Here is an 18,063-nt window from a genome sequence, read left to right as displayed (position 1 = left end):
GATGCCTTATTTTCTAATCAAAAGTATCCCGGGGTGAGCGCGCAGCGCGAGGGGCAGCGCCCCTTGGCCGAGCGCAGCGAGGCCACCGACAGCGAGCCTGAGCGTGCGCGAGGGCGCCCTTGCGAAAGGTTACCGCCGAGGGAAATAATCCTGCATCATCCGCAGATAGATCGCTTTGAGCTGCTGGATCTGGTCCACCTCAACCCGTTCATCCACCTGGTGCATGGTCTTGCCCACAAGGCCAAATTCCACCACCGGGCACAGGTTTTTCACGAACCGCGCATCCGAGGTGCCGCCAGAGGTGGACGCCTCGGGTCGGCGGCCGGTTTCGGCCTCAACCGAATTTGCCACCAGATCAGACAGCGCGCCCGGCGGGGTGACGAAACTGTCGCCCGACACCGTCACCTGCATGTCGATCTCGACCCCAGTCGCGGTGGCAATCCGGTCGACCTCGCCCCGCAGCCATTGGGTCAGTGTGTCCGATGTATGGGCGTCATTGAAGCGGATGTTGACGGTCGCGCGCGACTCGGCGGGGATCACATTGGTCGCCGGGTTGCCCACGTCGAGCGTGGTCACTGCCAGCGTGGACGGATCGAAATGGGCGGTGCCCTCATCCAGCACATGCGCGTCCAGATCCGCCACCAGCCGCGCCAGCGCCGGCACCGGGTTCTTGGCGCGGTGCGGATAGGCGACGTGACCTTGCAGGCCGCGCGCGGTGAAATAGGCGGTCATCGACCCGCGCCGCCCGATCTTCATCATCTCGCCCATGTCATTGGGGCAGGTGGGTTCGCCGACAATGCAATCGGTCATGGTTTCGCCGTTCTCCGCCATCCAATCCAGGATCGCCACGGTGCCGTCCGTGGCGGGGCCTTCCTCGTCGCCGGTGATGGTGATGACCAGCGAAGCATCTTCCGGGACCTCACCCACGAAATCAATCGCCGCGGCGACCCAGGCGGCAACCCCCGACTTCATGTCGGTGGCCCCCCGGCCCCACAACACGCCGTCCTTGATCTCGCCGCCGAAGGGATCCGCCGTCCAGGCAGCCGCATCGCCCACGGGAACCACATCGGTGTGGCCGTTAAAGCCCAGCGTGCGGGCGTTTTTGGACCCCCAGCGGGCAAAGAGGTTTGAGGTGTCCCCCCGATCCACCCGCGTGCAGGCAAACCCGGCCTCTGTCAGCATCCCTTCCAGCAGCACCAGCGCGCCGCCTTCCTCCGGTGTCACAGACGGGCATTGGATCAGGCGTTGGGTCAACAGGACGGGGTCGGTTGGTGCGGGGGCGGGTGTGGTCATGCGGGGCTCCTTTCCCAATCCCATACAGGGTTGGGATCAAAGAGGAAACGGGGCAGGGGGGGCTGTGGGGAAAATGTGTCACCCCTGCACGGGCGCGCAAAAAACACAGGCGCAGGGTTAACAATATGTGAAAACTGCGGCATAGTCGGGGCAATAACATGACCCGAGGCAGGGCAACGAACTGATAGATAAGCACAAAAGTGCAGCGGTTCGACGAGCAGAAATCGAGATGACGCCCGCAATGGGCCCGGTTTCCTGTGCTTTTGTCTCGTGAAGGGGCAGGAGGCAGATATGGTCGCGGCATCAGAGCTTTCGATCAACACAAGCGCAAGCGCCATGAATATGGCGGAAACCATCATGGGTGACGGGGTCACCGTGACCGGTGCGTCCTATTCGGGCGACTGGCGCAGCTCGGGCACGTTTTCCGGTGGGGATACGACCTCTCCTGGGGTGGTGCCATCGGATGAAGGCGTGATCCTGTCCACCGGGCGGGCAAGGGATTTCACCAATTCCAGCGGACAGTCAAACCAGGACAACAACCAGTCGACCAACACGCGCGGTGTGAATCGCGACAGCGATTTTGATGCGCTGGCGGGGGCGCGCACCTATGACGCGTCATTCCTGGAGATCGATTTCATCCCGGATGCGGACACAAACTTCATTTCGTTGCAATTCGTGTTCTCGTCGGATGAATACCCCGAATATATCAATTCGATCTACAATGACGTGGTCGGGATCTGGGTCGACGGCAACCCGGTGAATGTGTCCATTGGCAACACAAGCGTGACCAATGTGAACCAGGCCGATAACCAGAACCTCTACAACGACAATACCGGGGATCAGTTCAACACCGAAATGGACGGGTTCACCGTGACCCTGTCGGTGAAAATCCCGGTCATCCCCGGGCAGGTCAATACGCTGAAGCTCGGCATCGCTGACACGTCTGACAGCAGCTATGATTCAAACCTTCTGATTGCCGCGGACAGTGGCCAGGCCGATGTTCTGGCCTTCAATGACGAGATGCATTTGCAGGGCAACCAGACCAAGGTGCTGGACGTTCTGGAAAACGATGTGATTGACGCCGGGGCGGTGGTGACCGTTACCCATATCAACGGCGTGGCGGTCAATCCGGGGGATACGGTCACGCTGACCACCGGGCAGCAGGTCACGCTGAATGGTGACGGGACCCTGACCCTGGTGGGGGATGGCAACGACGAAGACTTCACCTTCACCTACCGGATTGCAGACACATTAACCGGGGAAAGTGACACCGGGATGGTCACGGTATCCGCCGTGCCCTGTTTCGTGGCGGGCACCCTGATTGAACTGGCCGATGGGCGCCGGGTGCCGGTGGAAACCCTGGTGCCGGGCGACCTGGTGCTGACCCATGACAATGGCGCGCAGCCCCTGCGATGGATCGGCCGTCGGACGGTGGCCGCCAAGGGGCGGTTCGCCCCGATCCAGATCGCCGCAAACACTTTTGGCGAACACGGTCGCCTGCTCTTGTCGCCGCAGCACCGGGTGCTGATCCGGGATGTGTTGGCCGAGCTGCTGTTCGGCGAGCGCGAGGTGTTGGTGGCGGCAAAAGATCTGGTCAATGATCAATCCGTGCGGCGCGTGGAAGGCGGCGAGGTGGACTATGTCCATATCCTGTTTGACGAACATCAGGTGGTCTATTCGCAGGGCCTGGCCACCGAGAGCTTCCTGCCCGGCCCACAAGTGACCAGCGTGATGGAGCAAAACGTGGTGGACGAGATCTGCGCCCTGTTCCCGGAGCTGGACCCGGAAACCGGCGAGGGCTATTCCCCCGCCGCCCGTCGCACCCTGCGCAGTTTTGAGGCGCAGCTTCTGGTGGCGCAGGCTGATGCGGCTTAGGGGGCGGGCCCCACGTGGCTGCAAAGCCGTAACCGCCGGGCCGGTGACATGGCTGGGGGTGGCGGCGGGTGGGCAGGTTGTTCATGACCGCCGCGGCCTGACCGAAAAGGGCACGCCGGACATTCTGATGCCGGATCCGGGCGCGGATGGTTTGATCACCACCGGGTCGATTGTGCTTGAAGTGCGGGTGGATTGCTGGCCGGGCAAAGAGGTGCCTATTCTGCGCTATGGCGCCAAACAGGGCTGGTTGCGTGGGCTGATGATCACCTACCACCCCGGTGATGACCGGTTGGTGGTGGACATGGTGCAGGGGCACGACATCCGCCGCACCTCGGTTCACATCGCGCCGATCATTGGCGAAACGGATCTGCGCATCACGCTCAGTTGGGATGCGCCTGCGCGGGGCGGCATTCTGTCGGTTGAGCATCTCGAGGCGGAAACCCTGCATCAAAGACGGTTCCGGGGTCCTCTGCCGCTGCCGCAGGATGATGCAGAACGTCTGGTCAAAGGCGAAGGTGTCCTCTGTGACGGCGGCAAGATCCTGTCACTGGGCGTGGCCCGGGGCATTGCCCCGGTGGCCCTGGCGCCGGGTCTGGCCACCGGCAGTCTGATTGACACGGCGTGTGGCCCGCGCCCGATCGAAACCCTGCGACCCGGAGAGACCGTGCTGACCGCAGAAGGTGCGCCACGTCAGGTACGCCATGTGGCCAGCCGCCTTGTGCCGGCCATGGGGCTGATGCGCCCGCTGCATCTACGTGCGCCGTTTCTGGGCCTGACCCGGGATCTGGTGCTGGGCCCGCATCAGCGCCTGATCATGGCCGGCGGCGATGCGGAATACCTGTATGGCGAGGATGCGGTGATGATCCAGGCCCGTCACCTGCGCCATTTCCATGCCGCCAGCTGGGCCGACACCGGCCCGCTGATCCGCTATCATTCGGTGCTTCTGGACAGTCATGAATGCCTGTCGGTGCAGGGGCTGTGGGTGGAAAGTCTGTTTGTCGGGCCGATTGTGCCGGACATGCTGCGCACCACGGTTCTGTCGGATATGGCGCCGCTGAATGTGCCGATCCACAAGCTGATGCCGACCCCCAGCCTGTCGCGCTTTGAAGCGCGCAATCTGGTCACCGGTCTTTACGCCTGACCGCTGCGACCCTGTTGCGCCTGCTTGGGGCTGGACCCCGGGCTGCTGGCCGCGTAGCGTTTCCACAGATCAACATTGAACGCCCCGGGGATGGGGCATGGGAGTTTCTTATGAAAAAGCTATTGCTCGCCCTTCTGCTGATGCCGCTGGCGGCCTGTTTTGACGCCGATATGACCTTCACCATCAAAGATGAAGACAATGCCAAGATGCACGCGGTGATGCGCATGGGGCCGGAACTTTACGGCATGATCGCCGCCTCGGGCGAAGATCCCTGTGAAGAGGGCGTGGGCGAGGCGCAGGCCGATGGCGGGTTTATCTGCACAATTGAGGAAGCGGACAGCATCGACAATATCATCGCCGAATTGAAAGAGGGCGGATCTGATCCGGAAAATCCGATGGATATGGGTGACGGATTTGTGATTGAACGTCTGGACAATGGCAATATCAAAGTCGCCTTTGACCTTGCCCGCATGAATGATGACATGAATGAACAGGGCATGGACCCGCAGATGATGGCCGGCATGATGCAGGCCTTCACCGGGCGCAACATCACCATCACCGTGGCCGGTCACGAGGTGATTGAAACCAATGGTGTGCTGGCCGAAGACGGCAAATCCGCCACCATGCAGATCCCGCTGACCAAGCTTTTTGCCCCGGAAAACGACTTGCCCAGCAGCTTTGACGTGGTGGTGGATCCGAGCTGATCAATCACACCTGAATGCACAACAGACCGCCTCGGATCATCCGGGGCGGTTTGGTTTGTAAAAGGCGGTTTGACGTGCGCTGCCCAATTCAGATTTCGAAGAAAACTAGAGAACTAAAGCGTTTCCAGCGATTGCTGTGATCCAACAATAGCTGGAAACGCTTTAAATAGACAAAGACAATTGTGGAGACACAGTATGGCTTACGGATTTGATAGACCTTCAACTTTCGGAAAATTATTCCCGGATGGCGAGTTTCTCGGCTTTTATGATGAATACCTCATGGAGCGCTTTCATGAAATGTCAGCCAAGGGAGAGGCCAGACAGGAGTTCTTTCCTGGCTTCAAGTCTGATCTGATTCGGGACATGCATCGCGGTACTGATCCTATTGCTGATGATCTGTTGCCCAAGCGGTATTCTCTTGCGAAGTCATATAAGTCGCTTGGGGATATCATCTATCTTGGGGCGGGAATCGCAGTGTCTTCGCGGCTGCGTGACCTGATAGAAGAATTGGAGCCTGGGCGTCATCAGATCTGGCCCATTGAGGTTATCCTGCCTTCGGGAGAGGCTTATCCTACGGAGTATTTTATGCTCCGGGTTCTGAGCCAACTGGACCCATTTGACAAAGAGAAAAGTGATCCCAGTTGTTGGAAAAAATCCGGCCGGATATTAAAAATGATGCGCCCCAAGGAAAACCATGCACATGGAATTGCTTTGTCGCGCAGTGTGATCGGGGATCATCATATCTGGCGCGGCATTGTCACGCCCGAGACCGGCATTTCGGGGTTCAATTTCTATGTGTCGGACAGGCTGAAGGCTGCGATTCACGAGGCCGGTCTGAAAACGCCGCCATTTTATCAGCTGAAAGAAGTATGAGGGATCACCCGCAATCGCAACCGCAACGGTTACCCAACCAAATCCCGCACCGTCATCGCCAATTCACCCGGCCTCTCCACAAACGCATCTGCGCCCGACAGGTCATCCGCACCGCCATAGCCCCAGCCCACCGCGATGAACTTCATCCCCACCTCACGCGCCGCTTTCAGGTCATAATGCCGATCGCCCACCATCACCGAGCGTGCCGGATCATCCCCGGTGATCCCCAGCGCGTGGGCCAGCAACTCGCCCTTGTCATTGCGGGTGCCGTCAAGTTCCGGGCCAAATTCATGTCTCATATGTGGGGCAATGCCGTAGTGGGCGGTAATTTTCCTGGCATAGGCATGGGGTTTTGCGGTGGCGATATGCTGATCCCGGCCCGCGCCAATCTCGGCCAGCGCGTCCAGAATGCCGTCATAAAGCGTGCAATCATAAAGCCCTTTGGTGGTGTAGACCGCGCGGTAATGATCCAGAGCTGCCTGCGGGTCGGGCGCCCCCAGCCGCTCGAAACTCCACAAAAGCGCGGGGCCGATACACCAGGTCAGATCATCCACATGCGGCACAGGCAGGTCCAGTTCACGCAGCGCATGTTGAATGCTTTCGGTGATGCCCTTCTTGGGATCGGTCAGCGTGCCATCGAGATCCCAGTACACGGCTCTGCCGGTCACTCGGCTCATGCCTCGCCCGCCGCATCATCCATGCGTTCACCGTCATAAAACGGGGTCATTTGGGCAATCACGACAGAGTTTTCGGCCAGTGCCCGCCCCATCAGCTTGCGTTCATCCCCCGGAATGTCATGACCTTCCGCCAGACGTTCGTCCAGCGACCCATAGCCCGACACATCCAGCGGCGCCAGATCCGCCTGTTTCAGGATTGCCACGGTTTCGCGCACAGCTTCGGCTTCGTCCACGCCAGAGGCATAGCAAACCAACGCCCCGCCGGTGGCGTCTGCAGGCAGCCCGTCGCCGTCCTTGCGGCCAACTTCGACCAGCAGGGTATAGACCTGTTGCTTCTTCTTCGTTTTTTTGGCGGGTTTCGCATTGCCCGAATTTGCGTTGCCTGACATGGGGTGCTCCTGTCTGTTCGTCCTTCACATGCCGAAAAAAACCGCGAAGGTCCAGCCTCTTGGGGTTTTCACAACCTGCCCTATCGTCCTACTGGTCCTTTGAAAGCAAAGCGTATAGACGGGGCGTGATATCTGGTGGGGACCAATTGTCATGTACTCATTTCGTTGCGTTGTGCTGGTGTTGACCAGCCTTCTTTTGCTGGCCGCCAGTCCGAAGGTGATGGCGCAAACCGTAATGCAAACGGGCGAAGAGCCCCTGGTGTTTGCCACGGTGGATCGTGCCCCGTTTGCCTATCAAACCGACACCGGTGTCGAGGGGTTCTCGGTTGAACTCATGCGCGCCATCGGCACCGAGATCGGCCGCCCGGTGCAGTTTGACATGCAGACCCGTTTCACAGACATGTTCACGGCCATCGAAAGCGGCCGGGTGCAAGGGGCGGTGGCCAATATCTCGATCACGGCTGCGCGCGAAGAAATCCTCGATTTCTCGCATCCGATTTTCGAGGCCGGCCTGCAGATCATGCTGCCGCCCGAAGGGTCGGATGGCAGCAGCCTGTTTGCAGCGCTTTTTAATCGGGACATCGCCCTGGCGGTGTTGCTGGCCGGGGCGCTGTTGTTTGGCGGGGGCATGATGATGTGGCTGTTTGAACGGCGCAAGCAGGTTTACTTTGACCGCCCGCTGAACGAGGCCCTGTTCCCCTCTTTCTGGTGGGCGCTCAATCTGGTGGTCAATGGCGGGTTCGAAGAACGTGTGCCGCAATCGCGGGGTGGGCGGGTCTTTGCGATCCTTTTGGTGATTTCCTCGCTCTTTATCGTGTCGATCTTCGTGGCGCGGATCACCGCGGCGATGACGGTCGCAGCGATTTCCGGCAATATCGACAGCCTCGCCGATCTGGACGGGCGGCGCATTGGCACTACGACCGGCTCCACCGCCGCGCTTTTCCTTGATCAACGCGAGATCGCCTATGGTGGGTATGACAATCTGGACGACCTGTTGACCGCTTTTGAAACAGGCGCGCTGGAGGCCGTGGTGTTCGATGGGCCGATCCTGGCCTGGTATATCAACGAAAACGGCAGCCGCGCCGGGCGCCTGTTGCCCCGCGTGTTCAAAAGCGAAAACTATGGCATTGCCCTGGCCACAGGCAGCCCGCTGACCGAAGACATCAACCGGGCGCTGTTGTCGCTGCGCGAAAGCGGGCGGTATGATCAGTTGCGGCGCAAATATTTCGGCGCGTCGAACTGAATGGGTGAAAGGGGAAGGGGCGCTGCCCCTCGCGCGTGCCGCGCTCACCCCGAGGTATTTTAGGCAAGAGGAAAAGACCGTTCAGCCCGTCTTGCCTTGTGTTTTGCCCGCTGTGTCGCGCGGTGCGTCGCCCAATGTGCCGACCAGATTGTCGCCTGTTGTATCTCGCGCCGGGCGAAAGGCGCGCAGGGCCAGCCCGGCCAGAAACAACAGGGGCAGGGCAAACAGTGTCATCAGCACGACGGTCCCAATCACCCCGTAGCCAAGCAAATAAATCAACAAAAGAAGCGGTTCGAAACAGACCAGCCCGAACCCGGCCACACAGCCCAGATCCAGAATGGCAAGGGCGCGCCGCGCATGTGGCCCGGCACGCCCAGAATTGTCCGCGATGGACGCGAAAATCATCGGGTTTGTTTGCTCCTGATCAGTCGCGCAACAGGTCGTTGATCGAGGTCTTCGACCGCGTCTTGGCGTCGACGCGTTTCACGATCACGGCGCAATAAAGGTTCACCCCGTTTTTCGATGGCATGGAGCCAGCCACCACAACCGAGCCTGCTGGCACTTCGCCATACATCACTTCGCCGGTTTCGCGGTCGACGATTTTGGTCGACTGGCCGATGAAAACGCCCATGCCCAGCACAGACCCTTCGCGGATGATGCAGCCTTCGACCACCTCAGACCGCGCGCCGATAAAGCAATTGTCTTCGATGATGGTCGGGCCGGCCTGCATTGGCTCCAACACGCCGCCAATGCCCACACCGCCCGACAGGTGCACGTTCTTGCCGATCTGTGCGCAGGACCCAACCGTCACCCAGGTGTCAACCATCGTGCCCTCGTCCACATAGGCGCCAAGGTTCACGAAAGACGGCATCAGCACCGCGCCCGGCGCGACATAGGCTGATTTGCGCACAACGCAGTTCGGCACGGCGCGAAAGCCCGCTTCTTTCCATTCATGGTCGCCCCAGCCTTTGAACTTGCTGTCGACCTTGTCCCACCAGCCGCCACCTTGCGGGCCGCCATCGTGGAACTCCATATCCTTGATGCGAAAGCCCAGCAGCACCGCCTTCTTCGCCCATTGGTTCACATGCCAGTTGCCGTCATCCTGACGTTCCGCCACACGCAGCTTGCCACTGTCCAGCGCATTCAGCGTGGCCTCGATCGCTTCGCGGGTTTCCCCGCCGGTCGAGGGCGTGATCGTGTCGCGCGCGTCCCACGCGGCTTCGATGGCTTGTTCCAGTTGGGCATTTGACATGGGGTCTCTCCCTTAAACGTTCAGGTCCGATGGATCGGTTCGCACCGCGTATAAAGGCCCGCGCCCGCGCGCTCAATCGCCAAAACGACGGTTTTGCGCCCGGATTGCGGTGAAATGTTCAGGAAAACGGGTCAGGTGCCGGGTTCGCGCCGCAGATCAGCACCGCAATGCGTCCATCGGGCGCGGGGCAATAGGCCCCGGACAGAAGCGCCGCCAGCGCCGTCGCCCCGGCCGGTTCCACATATTGCCGCAGGCTTTGCCACAGGATTTTCTGCGCCTCGGCAATCGCCGCATCGGTGACCAGCACACTGTCATGCAGATGATCGCGCGCCAGATCGAAACACAGTTGCCCAATCCGCTTCGCCCCCAGTGCGTTGGCGGCAATGCCCGACACGTCCACATCGACCGGTGCGCCGGCCTGAAGCGCCGCGTGCAGCGCACAAGACGTTTCCGGCTCCACCGCCACAATCTTGCGTCCCCCCTGCGTCTGCCCGGACGTCCACGCCAGCGATCCGCCGATCAAGCCTCCGCCGCCCACGGCGATCAGCACCGTGTCGGCCATCAGACCCTGTTCCTCCCATTCCTGCATCACCGTTCCCTGACCGGCCAGCGTTCCCAGCGCGTCATAAGCATGGACCTGCATCGCGCCGGTCTCGGCCTCATAGGCCAGCGCGGCGTCCAGCGCATCTGCATAGGCCCCCGGCACCACGCGCAGATCGGCCCCCGCGCGGCAAATGAGGTCGATCTTTGCAGGCCCCGCCATTTCCGGCACAAACACCGCCGCGGTGTGGCCCAGCTGGCTGGCCGCATAGGCGACCGCCGCGCCGTGATTGCCGCCAGAGGCCGCGACGATCCCGGCTTGCGGCACATGGGCTGACAGAAGCGAATTGAACGCGCCGCGCGCCTTGAACGTGCCGGTGTGCTGCATCTGTTCAAACTTCACCTCGATGGGGCGGTCAAACCTGGGCAACCGTAGCTCGGCCACCGGGGTGCGCAGCACATGTTGGGCGATCCGCGCGCTGGCGGCTGTGATCTCTTGTGTCCAGTCCATGGGGGATCCTTTGCTGGGGCCGTGTCTGTCGGGCCTTACCTGACGCGGCGCAGATGGCGGGTGAGGATGTCAGACGCCGCCTCCACGTCGCGCTTTTTCATCGCCTGCAGGATCGCCGCGTGATCCATATCGGCGCGCTGCGTCCAGCGGTGTTTCCAATGGGCAAACAGGTGGCGCGCGCTGGCGATATGCAGATCGTCGATGGTCGACAGCAGGCGTGGCATGGCGCAAGGCGTCAGGATCGCGCGGTGAAAGGCACGGTTCTTTGCCTCCCAACTGGCCATATCCTCAGCCGCGTCACAGGCCACGCGCGTCGCCTCGATTACCTTCAGATCCGTGGCGGTCAGACGCGGGATAGCGTGCGACAGCGCCAGCGTTTCCAGCGCCACGCGCATCTCGGTCACCTCGCGCACCTCACCGGGATCGAGCAGGGTCACCCGCGTACCCCGGCGCGGAATGCTGACCGCCAGCCCATGCGCCTCCAGCCGCAAAAGCGCCTCGCGCACCGGCACATGGCTGGTGTTGAACGCCTTGGCGATATGGTCCTGGCGCAGCTTTTCCCCGGCGATCAGGTCACCGGAAATGATCTTGGCACTCAGCGCTTGATAGATGGTGTCGGCGATGGTGGCGGTCATGAGATCCTCGTTTCCAAGATAATAGATAAAATCACCCCTGCCGCGCGGCAAGTGAAATTCCCCGTTTGACCCCGTGGATTTGCACTGAAACGTGACGGGGCGTGGCTGGTCACTCCCGCGGGTGCGCGCTAACATCGACGGGAGCAAACCAGATTAACGCGTATCGAACAGGAATTTACATGGAAGATCACACCCCGAAGCCCGAACAGGGGCGTCGCCACCCGCTGCGCCGTTCACGTCAGGACCGCGAGGCATCACATCACACACCGGATACGCCGCAAACCCGCGCCCCGGCCTATCGCCTGGCCTATGATGATCAGGATTTCATGTGCCGTGAAGAGCTGCGCCCGGTGCGGTTGCAGCTGGAGCTGTTGAAGCCGGAACTGATGATGTCGGAATATGGGGTGCAAAGCACCGTGGTGCTGTTTGGCGGGGCCCGGATCCCGGAACCCGCCAAGAAAGACAGCGCGCGCACCCAGACGCTGGCGGATCTGTCGGCCTTTTATGACGAGGCGCGCGAGTTCGCCAAGCTGATGACCGAACGTTCGCTCGCCACGGGGGGCAAGGAACATGTGGTGGTCACCGGTGGCGGCCCCGGCGTGATGGAGGCGGGCAACCGTGGCGCCGTTGATGCGGGCGGCGTGTCCATTGGCCTCAATATCGTGCTGCCCCACGAACAGGCACCCAATGAATATGTGACCCCGGACCTCTGCTTCAACTTCCACTATTTCGCCATCCGCAAGATGCATTTCCTGATGCGGGCCGAGGCGATCGCCGTCTTCCCCGGCGGCTTCGGCACGCTGGACGAGCTGTTTGAAACCCTGACCCTGGTGCAGACCGGCCGGATGAACCGCCTGCCGATCCTGCTTTTCGGGCGCGACTTCTGGACCAAGATCGTCAATTGGGACGCCCTGTCGGACGCAGGCACCATCAGCCCCGAAGACCTCAACCTCTTCCGTTTTGTCGACAGCGCCGAAGAGGCGATTGCCGCAATCGATGGCTGGGACAGCGCTGATCAACCGCGCGATGTGATCCCGGGGCGGTAAGCCAACTGTCCGAAAAGGCAAAACCATAAAACAAAACCCCCGGAGCGATACACCGGGGGTTTTTGTAGTTTACTTGTCAGACGGGGTGTTAACCAAACACTTCCATCGGCATCGAACAAATCCGCCGACGCGACGGCAGCGCATGCAGGAAATGCCCACCCTCTTCCCGGCGAATGCAATAGCCGTAATTGCGCAGGCGCGTGCGAAACTCGGAAAAACTCGGCACCTTGTCGCGCTCACGCTTCAGAAAGCGGGCCAGCATTTCCATTTCCTTGATGTCACGATGTTGCATGGTCACAGCCTTCTCCTTCAGAGCATTAACCCTGAAAGCAACATCGCGCTGGCTGATGGCACAATTCGTGCGCAATTGGGGCATTTCTGAGGAATTCGAAACAATCGCAAAGTGAGGATCACGGCCCCCATCTTTGGTCCGCAAATATCCCGGGAGCGCGAGGGCAGCGCCCTCGCATCCGTCTATGCGTCTTGGCTCATCTCGTCAGGGGGTCACGACAACCCCGCCTCTTTCTCGATCTCTTTGCGCGACTTGCGCGCGCGTTCCGTGGCCGATTTCAACTGCCCACAGGCCGCCATGATGTCATCGCCGCGCGTCTTGCGAATGGGGCTGGCATAGCCCGCCTGATAGATGATGTTGGCAAAGGCCCGGATCCGGTTGTTCGAGGACCGTTTATAAGGGCTGCCCGGCCATTCATTGAACGGGATCAGGTTGATCTTGGCCGGAATATTATGCCGCTTGATGTGATCAATCAGGCGATGCGCGTCCGCGTCACTGTCATTCACCCCATCGAGCATCACATATTCAAAGGTGATCCGTTCTGAATTCGACGCCTTGGGATAATCCGCCAGCGCGCCCAACAGCTCTTCAATGTTCCACCGCTTGTTGATCGGCACCAGCACATCCCGCACCTCGTCCGTCGTGGCGTGGAACGAGATCGCCAGAAGGCAACCGATTTCCTGCGCGGTGCGGGCAATTTCCGGCACCACACCGGATGTGGACAGGGTAATCCGGCGGCGCGACAGCTGGATCCCTTCCGGGTCCATCGCAATCTTCATCGCGTCGCGCACGTTTTCAAAATTGTACAGCGGCTCGCCCATGCCCATCAGCACGATGTTTGACAACAGCCGCGTTTCATCCTTTGGCGCGCCCGGGGTGGGCCATTCCTCCAGATCGTCCCGCGCCATCATCACCTGGCCAATGATCTCGCCCGCGGTCAGATTGCGCACCAGTTTTTGCGTCCCCGTGTGGCAGAAAGAACAGGTCAGCGTGCAGCCCACCTGTGAAGAAATACACAGCGTGCCGCGGCCTTCTTCGGGGATATACACCACCTCAACCTCGTGCCCGCCGGCAATCCGCACCAGGTATTTGCGCGTGCCATCTTCGCTGACCAGTTTCTGCACCACCTCAGGTGTTTCAATCACGAAATGCTCGGCCAATTGGGCGCGGAACGCCTTGGCCAGGTTGGTCATTTCGGCAAAGTCGCGCTTGCCCCATTGGTAGATCCACTGCCAGATCTGGTTCACCCGCATCTTGGCCTGTTTTTCCGGCGTGCCCATCTCGATCAGGGCCGTGCGCATCGCGTCGCGGGTCATGCCCACAAGGTTCGGCTTGGCCTCGGGCACCAGAATGCGCGGGGCAACCTTTACCTCTTGTGTAATGGGGGCCGTATTCTCGGCGGTGGTGGTGGTCGGTTTCGGATCCATGGCGCGTTCCTTGATACAACCCACCCCTTGAAACTGGCCTTGCGACAGGCGGGGCGGGGTCTTTTCGTGCAGATCGGTGTCTATAAAGCGTTTCCAGATTCGGTGGAACCCTGTATCGGATTTCTGCGTTCGAACCAAAGGTGAGAGGCAGCGAAAACCGATCCGATGAAGCTGGAAACACTGCCATAGACTAGCACAGAGGGCTTGTCACCCCACAGGCATATGCAGGCCCTACATAGCAAAACCCCGCCCGGAACATATCCGCACGGGGGCGCCTTCAGATCTGGATCAAAGAACGCGGGGCGTGGATCAGCCGCCGCAACGCTTGCCCGCTTCTTCCACCGCAGCGGTAAAGCCCAGAAGCGAGAAGGTGTCCTTGGTCTTGGTGCCGCGTGACGATTGCGCCTGCAACACGGCCTGCGCACCGCGTTTCATCGCGGCAACGATCTTGGCGTCATCCGCCGGGGCCGCCCAGGCCCATTCGCCGTCGGTGAACAACTGATAGACATTGCTGCCCACGGTCAGCGATACCGTGGACCCTTTGGCAAAGGGGTAACCGCCGGTGAACGACACCTGCCCCTTAACCTTGGCACCAGGGCGGTAGCTCACAAACAGCAATATGTCGCCACGGTTCACCGCAACGGCCCGGCCGTTTTTGGTGTTCACGGTTTCTTTCGGGCTGGAGACGCTCCAGCATTCGGTGGGGTTGTCTTCGACAAACACGCTCCAGTCGGTGTTTGCAGCCACGCGGTTGGTGCTTTCCTGCGCCAAACCTGCTGTGGTGCTGAGGGTGCCCATCATCATGGCACCGGTGACAGCTGCGATCACTCGTTTCATGTCCTTACAGCCTCCAAGCTGTTCCTGCCTCTTGCCCCAATATGCCACGGCGCGATGCCCCAACCGTCTATGCGGTTTTCATCACGGGTCCGGGTGCCTGGGCATTTCAAACCTACGCCGCATAGTCTAACGTGAATTGCCGGGATTGTGAAAGCCCCGGAACCTGAATAAGTGGCGGATTTTTGCGCGTTTCCGCGTGTTTGACGTGATGAAATGCGGATCAAAAGGGAGTGATCGGGGTGAGTAAAGCAAAAGCACCAGAGCGTCTGGTGGAAATCTGGCGTGGCGATTTCATGGAAAGCCAGCATTGGGGCCATGCGGTTGTGGTCAACGCGGCGGGTGAGGTGATCGAAGGCTGGGGCAATCCGGACGAGGTGATCCTGCCGCGCTCGTCCGCCAAAATGCTGCAGGCGCTGCCCTTGGTGGAAAGCGGCGCGGCGGATGCGGCGGGGCTGACGACCGAACAACTCGCCCTGGCCTGCGCCAGCCACGAAGGGGCGGCCATTCACACGGATCGCGTCTCGGCCTGGCTCACGGAAATGGGCCTGGGCAATGATGACCTCTGTTGTGGGCCGCAAATGCCCGCGGATCGCCCGGCGAAAAAGGCCCTGATTTGCGCGGAAGAAAAACCCTGCCGCATACACAACAATTGCTCGGGCAAACACGCGGGGTTTTTGACCCTCGCGCGTCATATCGGGGCCGAGGTGGCGGATTACGTGAACCCGGACCACCCGGTGCAACAGGCTGCGAAACGGGCGTTTGAAGAGGTAACCGGCATGGACAGCCCGGGGTTCGGCATCGATGGCTGCTCTGCGCCCAACTTCGCCACATCCCTGCACGCCATGGGCCGCGCGATGGCGGCATTTGCCAGCGCCGAGGAAGGTCGTTCCGCCCGCGACAGCGCCATGGTGCGCCTGCGCGAGGCGATGATGGCGCACCCCGATCTGGTGGCCGGCGAAGGCCGCGCCTGCACCGAACTGATGCGCGCCATGAAGGGCAAAGTGGCGGTGAAAACCGGGGCGGAAGCCTTTTTCATCGCAATCCTGCCGGAACAGAAACTCGGCGTCGCGTTGAAAGTCAATGACGGGTCCACCCGTGCCTCGGAATGCGCAATCGCCGCGATCCTCGCGCGGCTTGGCGTCGCTGATCCGGCAGACCCGATGGTCAAAAAACGCCTCAATCCGCGCGTGGTGAATTTTGCCGGCGTGGACACGGGCGAAATCAAACCGACTGCATCAATTTGCTCCTAAGGGAGCGCGCGCCAGGAAGGGGCGCCCACCGCTTCGCTTTGGGCGCGCTGCCGGTGGCTCACTACGTGAGCCTGAAAGAGGGGCGCTGCCCCTCGCCGCATGCGCGGCTCACCCTGGGATATTTGGAACAAGGAAAAAGAGGCCAGGTGCCGTTCATTTTCTAATCGGAAATATCCTGGGGTTCGAGGGCTTTCAGGAATTGATCCGGGGGATCAATTCGCCCGAAGAACGGGCGGAGCCCGGGGACGCAGTCCGAGGGGCAAAGCCCCTTGCCGAGCACAGCGAGGCGATCGGCAAGCCTGATGACCGACAGGGAAAAAGGCACGGCAGCACCCCGTCAGACCCATTCGCTGATCAGCTTGATCGCCAGCGCGCTCGAGGCGATCACCAGCACCGGTTTGATCAACCGCGCGCCGATCCGGCTGGCCAGATGCGAGCCCAGCCAGGCCCCTGCCATCTGCGCCACCCCCATCGCCAGCCCAAGCGCCCAAAGCGGCGGGGCGACGAGCATGAACCCGGCCAGCCCGCCGACATTCGACGCGAAGTTCAACAGCTTGGTATGCGCCGTGGCGCGCAGAATGCCGTAACCCGCGAGGCTGACAAACCCCAGCATGAAAAACGCCCCGGTTCCCGGCCCCAACAGCCCGTCATAAAACCCGATCAGCGGCACGAAGCTCAGCGAAAACAGCAAGGGCGAGATGCGTTCGATCTTGTCCACGTCATCCAGCCCGGGTTTCAGCGCAAAAAACAGCGCCACACCCACCAGCAAAACCGGCAATCCCAGCCGGATCACCTCGGTCGGCAGCGATGAGGCAAGCAGCGCGCCGATCAGCGCGCCCGCAAAAGACAAGAGCGCCGGGCGGATCTGGCGGCGCAGGGTCACATGGCCCGCGCGCGCGTAATTCACCGCCGCCATCCCCGCGCCAAACAGCCCCTGCACCTTGTTGGTCGCCAGCGCGGTCACGGGTGGGACGCCGGCCAGCATCAGGGCGGGCAGGGTGATCAACCCACCGCCGCCGGCAATCGCGTCGACAAACCCGGCCACAAAGGCCGCGCCCATCAGTAAAGCGATGATTTCACCTGTGATCTCAAACATTTGGCGCTCCTGCTGCGAAGGTCAGACAGGCCCTAACATGTTCACCAGGAGGCCGCCAGACGGGTCAGGCGGCGAAGTCTTCTTTCGCATAGCCCTGGATGTACAACAGCGCAGTCAGATCGCCGTAGTTGATGCGGATGTCACATTCGGCGGCGACCGACGGTTTGGCGTGCAGGGCCACACCGGCCCCCGCCAGACCCAACATGCCCAGATCATTAGCGCCATCGCCCACGGCCATCACATCCGCATGGTCCAACCCAAGCCGGGCCGAGATCTCTTTCAGCGCCTGCACCTTGGCCTCGCGCCCCAAAATGGGCATCCCCACGGTGCCGGTCAGCACGCCCTCTGCCACGTTCAGCGTATTGGCGCGGTTTTCGTCAAACCCCAGCGCGTCGGCCACATGTCCGGTAAAGGCGGTGAACCCGCCGGACACCAGCGCCGCATAGGCACCGTTGGCTTTCATGGTTGCGAGCAGCGCCTTGCCGCCAGGCATAAAGGTGATGCGATTTGTGATCACATCTGTGATCACATTTTCCGGCAAGCCTTTCAACAGCCCCACCCGCTCGATCAACGCGCCCTCGAAATCCAGCTCGCCATTCATTGCGCGCGCGGTGATGTCCTTGACCCGTTCGCCCACACCGGCCTCATCCGCCAGCTCATCAATACATTCCTGCTGGATCATCGTGCTGTCCATATCCGCCAGCAGCATCTTTTTGCGGCGCCCCTCGGCGGGCAGCACAACCAGATCCACGCCGAGCTCTTGCAGATCGGCCCAGACCTCCCACTGATTGTCGGGCATCCGGTCCAGCGCAAATTCCGCCGCCTCATCCGCCGCCAGCCAGACCGCATCACCGCCGCCCCAGGCGTTGCGCAGATTTTCAACCAGCGCGGCGTCAAGCGACGGGGCAGAGGGGGCGGTAAGAAGCGTGGCGAAATACATGTGACGGGCCTTTCTGCGCGGGTGTCCTGTTGCCCCAGACAT

General features: G+C 61.1%; 19 protein-coding genes. 7 read left to right on the top strand and 12 right to left on the bottom strand.

Annotation, left to right across the window (positions count from 1 at the left end; genetic code table 11):
* Positions 1–129 precede the first annotated feature (129 nt).
* The gene (gene dapE, locus ACP15V_RS05375) at positions 130–1,293 is read right to left on the bottom strand and encodes a succinyl-diaminopimelate desuccinylase (protein ID WP_424942631.1); all 1,164 of its coding nucleotides are present in this window, start codon (positions 1,291–1,293) and stop codon (positions 130–132) included.
* A 291-nt stretch (positions 1,294–1,584) separates the two neighbouring features.
* Between dapE and ACP15V_RS05370 the strand changes: the two genes are divergently transcribed.
* The 4 genes from ACP15V_RS05370 (at position 1,585) to ACP15V_RS05355 (ending at position 5,886) form a co-directional block, all read left to right on the top strand.
* On the top strand, positions 1,585–3,168 hold the full coding sequence (locus ACP15V_RS05370) for a choice-of-anchor L domain-containing protein (protein WP_424942630.1): 1,584 nt from the start codon (positions 1,585–1,587) through the stop codon (positions 3,166–3,168).
* Positions 3,158–4,309, top strand: a complete 1,152-nt coding sequence (locus ACP15V_RS05365; RefSeq protein WP_424942629.1) for a Hint domain-containing protein — start codon at positions 3,158–3,160, stop codon at positions 4,307–4,309. Before ACP15V_RS05370 ends, ACP15V_RS05365 begins: the two co-directional genes overlap by 11 nt.
* A 110-nt stretch (positions 4,310–4,419) precedes the next feature.
* A complete protein-coding gene (locus ACP15V_RS05360) occupies positions 4,420–5,013 on the top strand; it encodes a hypothetical protein (RefSeq protein ID WP_424942628.1) in 594 nt (197 codons plus the stop codon).
* A 195-nt stretch (positions 5,014–5,208) separates the two neighbouring features.
* Positions 5,209–5,886, top strand: coding sequence for an imm11 family protein (locus tag ACP15V_RS05355; RefSeq protein WP_424942627.1), 678 nt, complete (start codon positions 5,209–5,211; stop codon positions 5,884–5,886).
* 29 nt (positions 5,887–5,915) lie between these two features.
* Here ACP15V_RS05355 and ACP15V_RS05350 read toward each other — a convergent pair whose 3' ends face one another.
* Entirely contained in the window at positions 5,916–6,563 is a 648-nt protein-coding gene (locus tag ACP15V_RS05350) for an HAD hydrolase-like protein (RefSeq protein ID WP_424942626.1), read from the bottom strand.
* Entirely contained in the window at positions 6,560–6,952 is a 393-nt protein-coding gene (locus tag ACP15V_RS05345) for a hypothetical protein (protein WP_424942625.1), read from the bottom strand. The genes ACP15V_RS05350 and ACP15V_RS05345 overlap by 4 nt, the downstream gene beginning before the upstream one ends.
* Before the next feature lie 151 nt (positions 6,953–7,103).
* Between ACP15V_RS05345 and ACP15V_RS05340 the strand changes: the two genes are divergently transcribed.
* The gene (locus ACP15V_RS05340; RefSeq protein ID WP_424942624.1) at positions 7,104–8,195 is read left to right on the top strand and encodes a transporter substrate-binding domain-containing protein; all 1,092 of its coding nucleotides are present in this window, start codon (positions 7,104–7,106) and stop codon (positions 8,193–8,195) included.
* An 81-nt stretch (positions 8,196–8,276) separates the two neighbouring features.
* On the opposite strand, the gene ACP15V_RS05335 is transcribed toward ACP15V_RS05340, so the two are convergent.
* The 4 genes from ACP15V_RS05335 to ACP15V_RS05320 all read right to left on the bottom strand — a co-directional run bounded on the left by ACP15V_RS05335 (position 8,277) and on the right by ACP15V_RS05320 (position 11,133).
* Positions 8,277–8,600, bottom strand: coding sequence for a hypothetical protein (locus ACP15V_RS05335; protein WP_424942623.1), 324 nt, complete (start codon positions 8,598–8,600; stop codon positions 8,277–8,279).
* A gap of 19 nt (positions 8,601–8,619) precedes the next feature.
* Complete coding sequence (gene dapD / locus ACP15V_RS05330; RefSeq protein WP_424942622.1) at positions 8,620–9,447, bottom strand: 2,3,4,5-tetrahydropyridine-2,6-dicarboxylate N-succinyltransferase; 828 nt, start codon at positions 9,445–9,447, stop codon at positions 8,620–8,622.
* A gap of 118 nt (positions 9,448–9,565) precedes the next feature.
* Positions 9,566–10,498, bottom strand: a complete 933-nt coding sequence (locus ACP15V_RS05325; RefSeq protein ID WP_424942621.1) for a threonine/serine dehydratase — start codon at positions 10,496–10,498, stop codon at positions 9,566–9,568.
* 35 nt (positions 10,499–10,533) lie between these two features.
* Entirely contained in the window at positions 10,534–11,133 is a 600-nt protein-coding gene (locus tag ACP15V_RS05320; protein ID WP_424942620.1) for a GntR family transcriptional regulator, read from the bottom strand.
* Between the two features lie 179 nt (positions 11,134–11,312).
* Here ACP15V_RS05320 and ACP15V_RS05315 point away from each other — a divergent pair, with 179 nt between their 5' ends.
* The gene (locus ACP15V_RS05315) at positions 11,313–12,179 is read left to right on the top strand and encodes a TIGR00730 family Rossman fold protein (protein WP_424942619.1); all 867 of its coding nucleotides are present in this window, start codon (positions 11,313–11,315) and stop codon (positions 12,177–12,179) included.
* A gap of 88 nt (positions 12,180–12,267) precedes the next feature.
* Here the strand turns inward: ACP15V_RS05315 and ACP15V_RS05310 are convergent, their stop codons facing one another.
* The 3 genes from ACP15V_RS05310 to ACP15V_RS05300 all read right to left on the bottom strand — a co-directional run bounded on the left by ACP15V_RS05310 (position 12,268) and on the right by ACP15V_RS05300 (position 14,702).
* Complete coding sequence (locus ACP15V_RS05310; RefSeq protein WP_424942618.1) at positions 12,268–12,477, bottom strand: hypothetical protein; 210 nt, start codon at positions 12,475–12,477, stop codon at positions 12,268–12,270.
* A gap of 206 nt (positions 12,478–12,683) precedes the next feature.
* A complete protein-coding gene (gene rlmN / locus ACP15V_RS05305) occupies positions 12,684–13,898 on the bottom strand; it encodes a 23S rRNA (adenine(2503)-C(2))-methyltransferase RlmN (RefSeq protein WP_424942617.1) in 1,215 nt (404 codons plus the stop codon).
* Positions 13,899–14,207: 309 nt separating this feature from the next.
* On the bottom strand, positions 14,208–14,702 hold the full coding sequence (locus ACP15V_RS05300) for an invasion associated locus B family protein (protein ID WP_424942729.1): 495 nt from the start codon (positions 14,700–14,702) through the stop codon (positions 14,208–14,210).
* Positions 14,703–14,974: 272 nt separating this feature from the next.
* Here ACP15V_RS05300 and ACP15V_RS05295 point away from each other — a divergent pair, with 272 nt between their 5' ends.
* On the top strand, positions 14,975–15,985 hold the full coding sequence (locus ACP15V_RS05295; RefSeq protein ID WP_424942616.1) for an asparaginase: 1,011 nt from the start codon (positions 14,975–14,977) through the stop codon (positions 15,983–15,985).
* Positions 15,986–16,322: 337 nt separating this feature from the next.
* Here ACP15V_RS05295 and ACP15V_RS05290 read toward each other — a convergent pair whose 3' ends face one another.
* Both ACP15V_RS05290 and serB read right to left on the bottom strand, forming a co-directional pair.
* On the bottom strand, positions 16,323–17,081 hold the full coding sequence (locus ACP15V_RS05290; RefSeq protein ID WP_424942615.1) for a TSUP family transporter: 759 nt from the start codon (positions 17,079–17,081) through the stop codon (positions 16,323–16,325).
* Between the two features lie 64 nt (positions 17,082–17,145).
* A complete protein-coding gene (serB, locus tag ACP15V_RS05285) occupies positions 17,146–18,021 on the bottom strand; it encodes a phosphoserine phosphatase SerB (RefSeq protein ID WP_424942614.1) in 876 nt (291 codons plus the stop codon).
* Positions 18,022–18,063: the final 42 nt, after the last annotated feature.

This window comes from Aliiroseovarius crassostreae (genome assembly GCF_049803815.1).
Lineage (GTDB): Bacteria > Pseudomonadota > Alphaproteobacteria > Rhodobacterales > Rhodobacteraceae > Aliiroseovarius > Aliiroseovarius crassostreae_A.
This window is presented reverse-complemented; position numbering and strand designations above follow the sequence as displayed.

What these genes read in the sequence shown, in the direction of transcription:
- dapE (WP_424942631.1), bottom strand. Translation starts at nt 1,293, where the DNA reads ATGACCACACCCGCCCCCGCACCAACCGACCCCGTCCTGTTGACCCAA.
- ACP15V_RS05370 (WP_424942630.1), top strand. Translation starts at nt 1,585, where the DNA reads ATGGTCGCGGCATCAGAGCTTTCGATCAACACAAGCGCAAGCGCCATG.
- ACP15V_RS05365 (WP_424942629.1), top strand. Translation starts at nt 3,158, where the DNA reads ATGCGGCTTAGGGGGCGGGCCCCACGTGGCTGCAAAGCCGTAACCGCC.
- ACP15V_RS05360 (WP_424942628.1), top strand. Translation starts at nt 4,420, where the DNA reads ATGAAAAAGCTATTGCTCGCCCTTCTGCTGATGCCGCTGGCGGCCTGT.
- ACP15V_RS05355 (WP_424942627.1), top strand. Translation starts at nt 5,209, where the DNA reads ATGGCTTACGGATTTGATAGACCTTCAACTTTCGGAAAATTATTCCCG.
- ACP15V_RS05350 (WP_424942626.1), bottom strand. Translation starts at nt 6,563, where the DNA reads ATGAGCCGAGTGACCGGCAGAGCCGTGTACTGGGATCTCGATGGCACG.
- ACP15V_RS05345 (WP_424942625.1), bottom strand. Translation starts at nt 6,952, where the DNA reads ATGTCAGGCAACGCAAATTCGGGCAATGCGAAACCCGCCAAAAAAACG.
- ACP15V_RS05340 (WP_424942624.1), top strand. Translation starts at nt 7,104, where the DNA reads ATGTACTCATTTCGTTGCGTTGTGCTGGTGTTGACCAGCCTTCTTTTG.
- ACP15V_RS05335 (WP_424942623.1), bottom strand. Translation starts at nt 8,600, where the DNA reads ATGATTTTCGCGTCCATCGCGGACAATTCTGGGCGTGCCGGGCCACAT.
- dapD (WP_424942622.1), bottom strand. Translation starts at nt 9,447, where the DNA reads ATGTCAAATGCCCAACTGGAACAAGCCATCGAAGCCGCGTGGGACGCG.
- ACP15V_RS05325 (WP_424942621.1), bottom strand. Translation starts at nt 10,498, where the DNA reads ATGGACTGGACACAAGAGATCACAGCCGCCAGCGCGCGGATCGCCCAA.
- ACP15V_RS05320 (WP_424942620.1), bottom strand. Translation starts at nt 11,133, where the DNA reads ATGACCGCCACCATCGCCGACACCATCTATCAAGCGCTGAGTGCCAAG.
- ACP15V_RS05315 (WP_424942619.1), top strand. Translation starts at nt 11,313, where the DNA reads ATGGAAGATCACACCCCGAAGCCCGAACAGGGGCGTCGCCACCCGCTG.
- rlmN (WP_424942617.1), bottom strand. Translation starts at nt 13,898, where the DNA reads ATGGATCCGAAACCGACCACCACCACCGCCGAGAATACGGCCCCCATT.
- ACP15V_RS05300 (WP_424942729.1), bottom strand. Translation starts at nt 14,702, where the DNA reads ATGATGATGGGCACCCTCAGCACCACAGCAGGTTTGGCGCAGGAAAGC.
- ACP15V_RS05290 (WP_424942615.1), bottom strand. Translation starts at nt 17,081, where the DNA reads ATGTTTGAGATCACAGGTGAAATCATCGCTTTACTGATGGGCGCGGCC.
- serB (WP_424942614.1), bottom strand. Translation starts at nt 18,021, where the DNA reads ATGTATTTCGCCACGCTTCTTACCGCCCCCTCTGCCCCGTCGCTTGAC.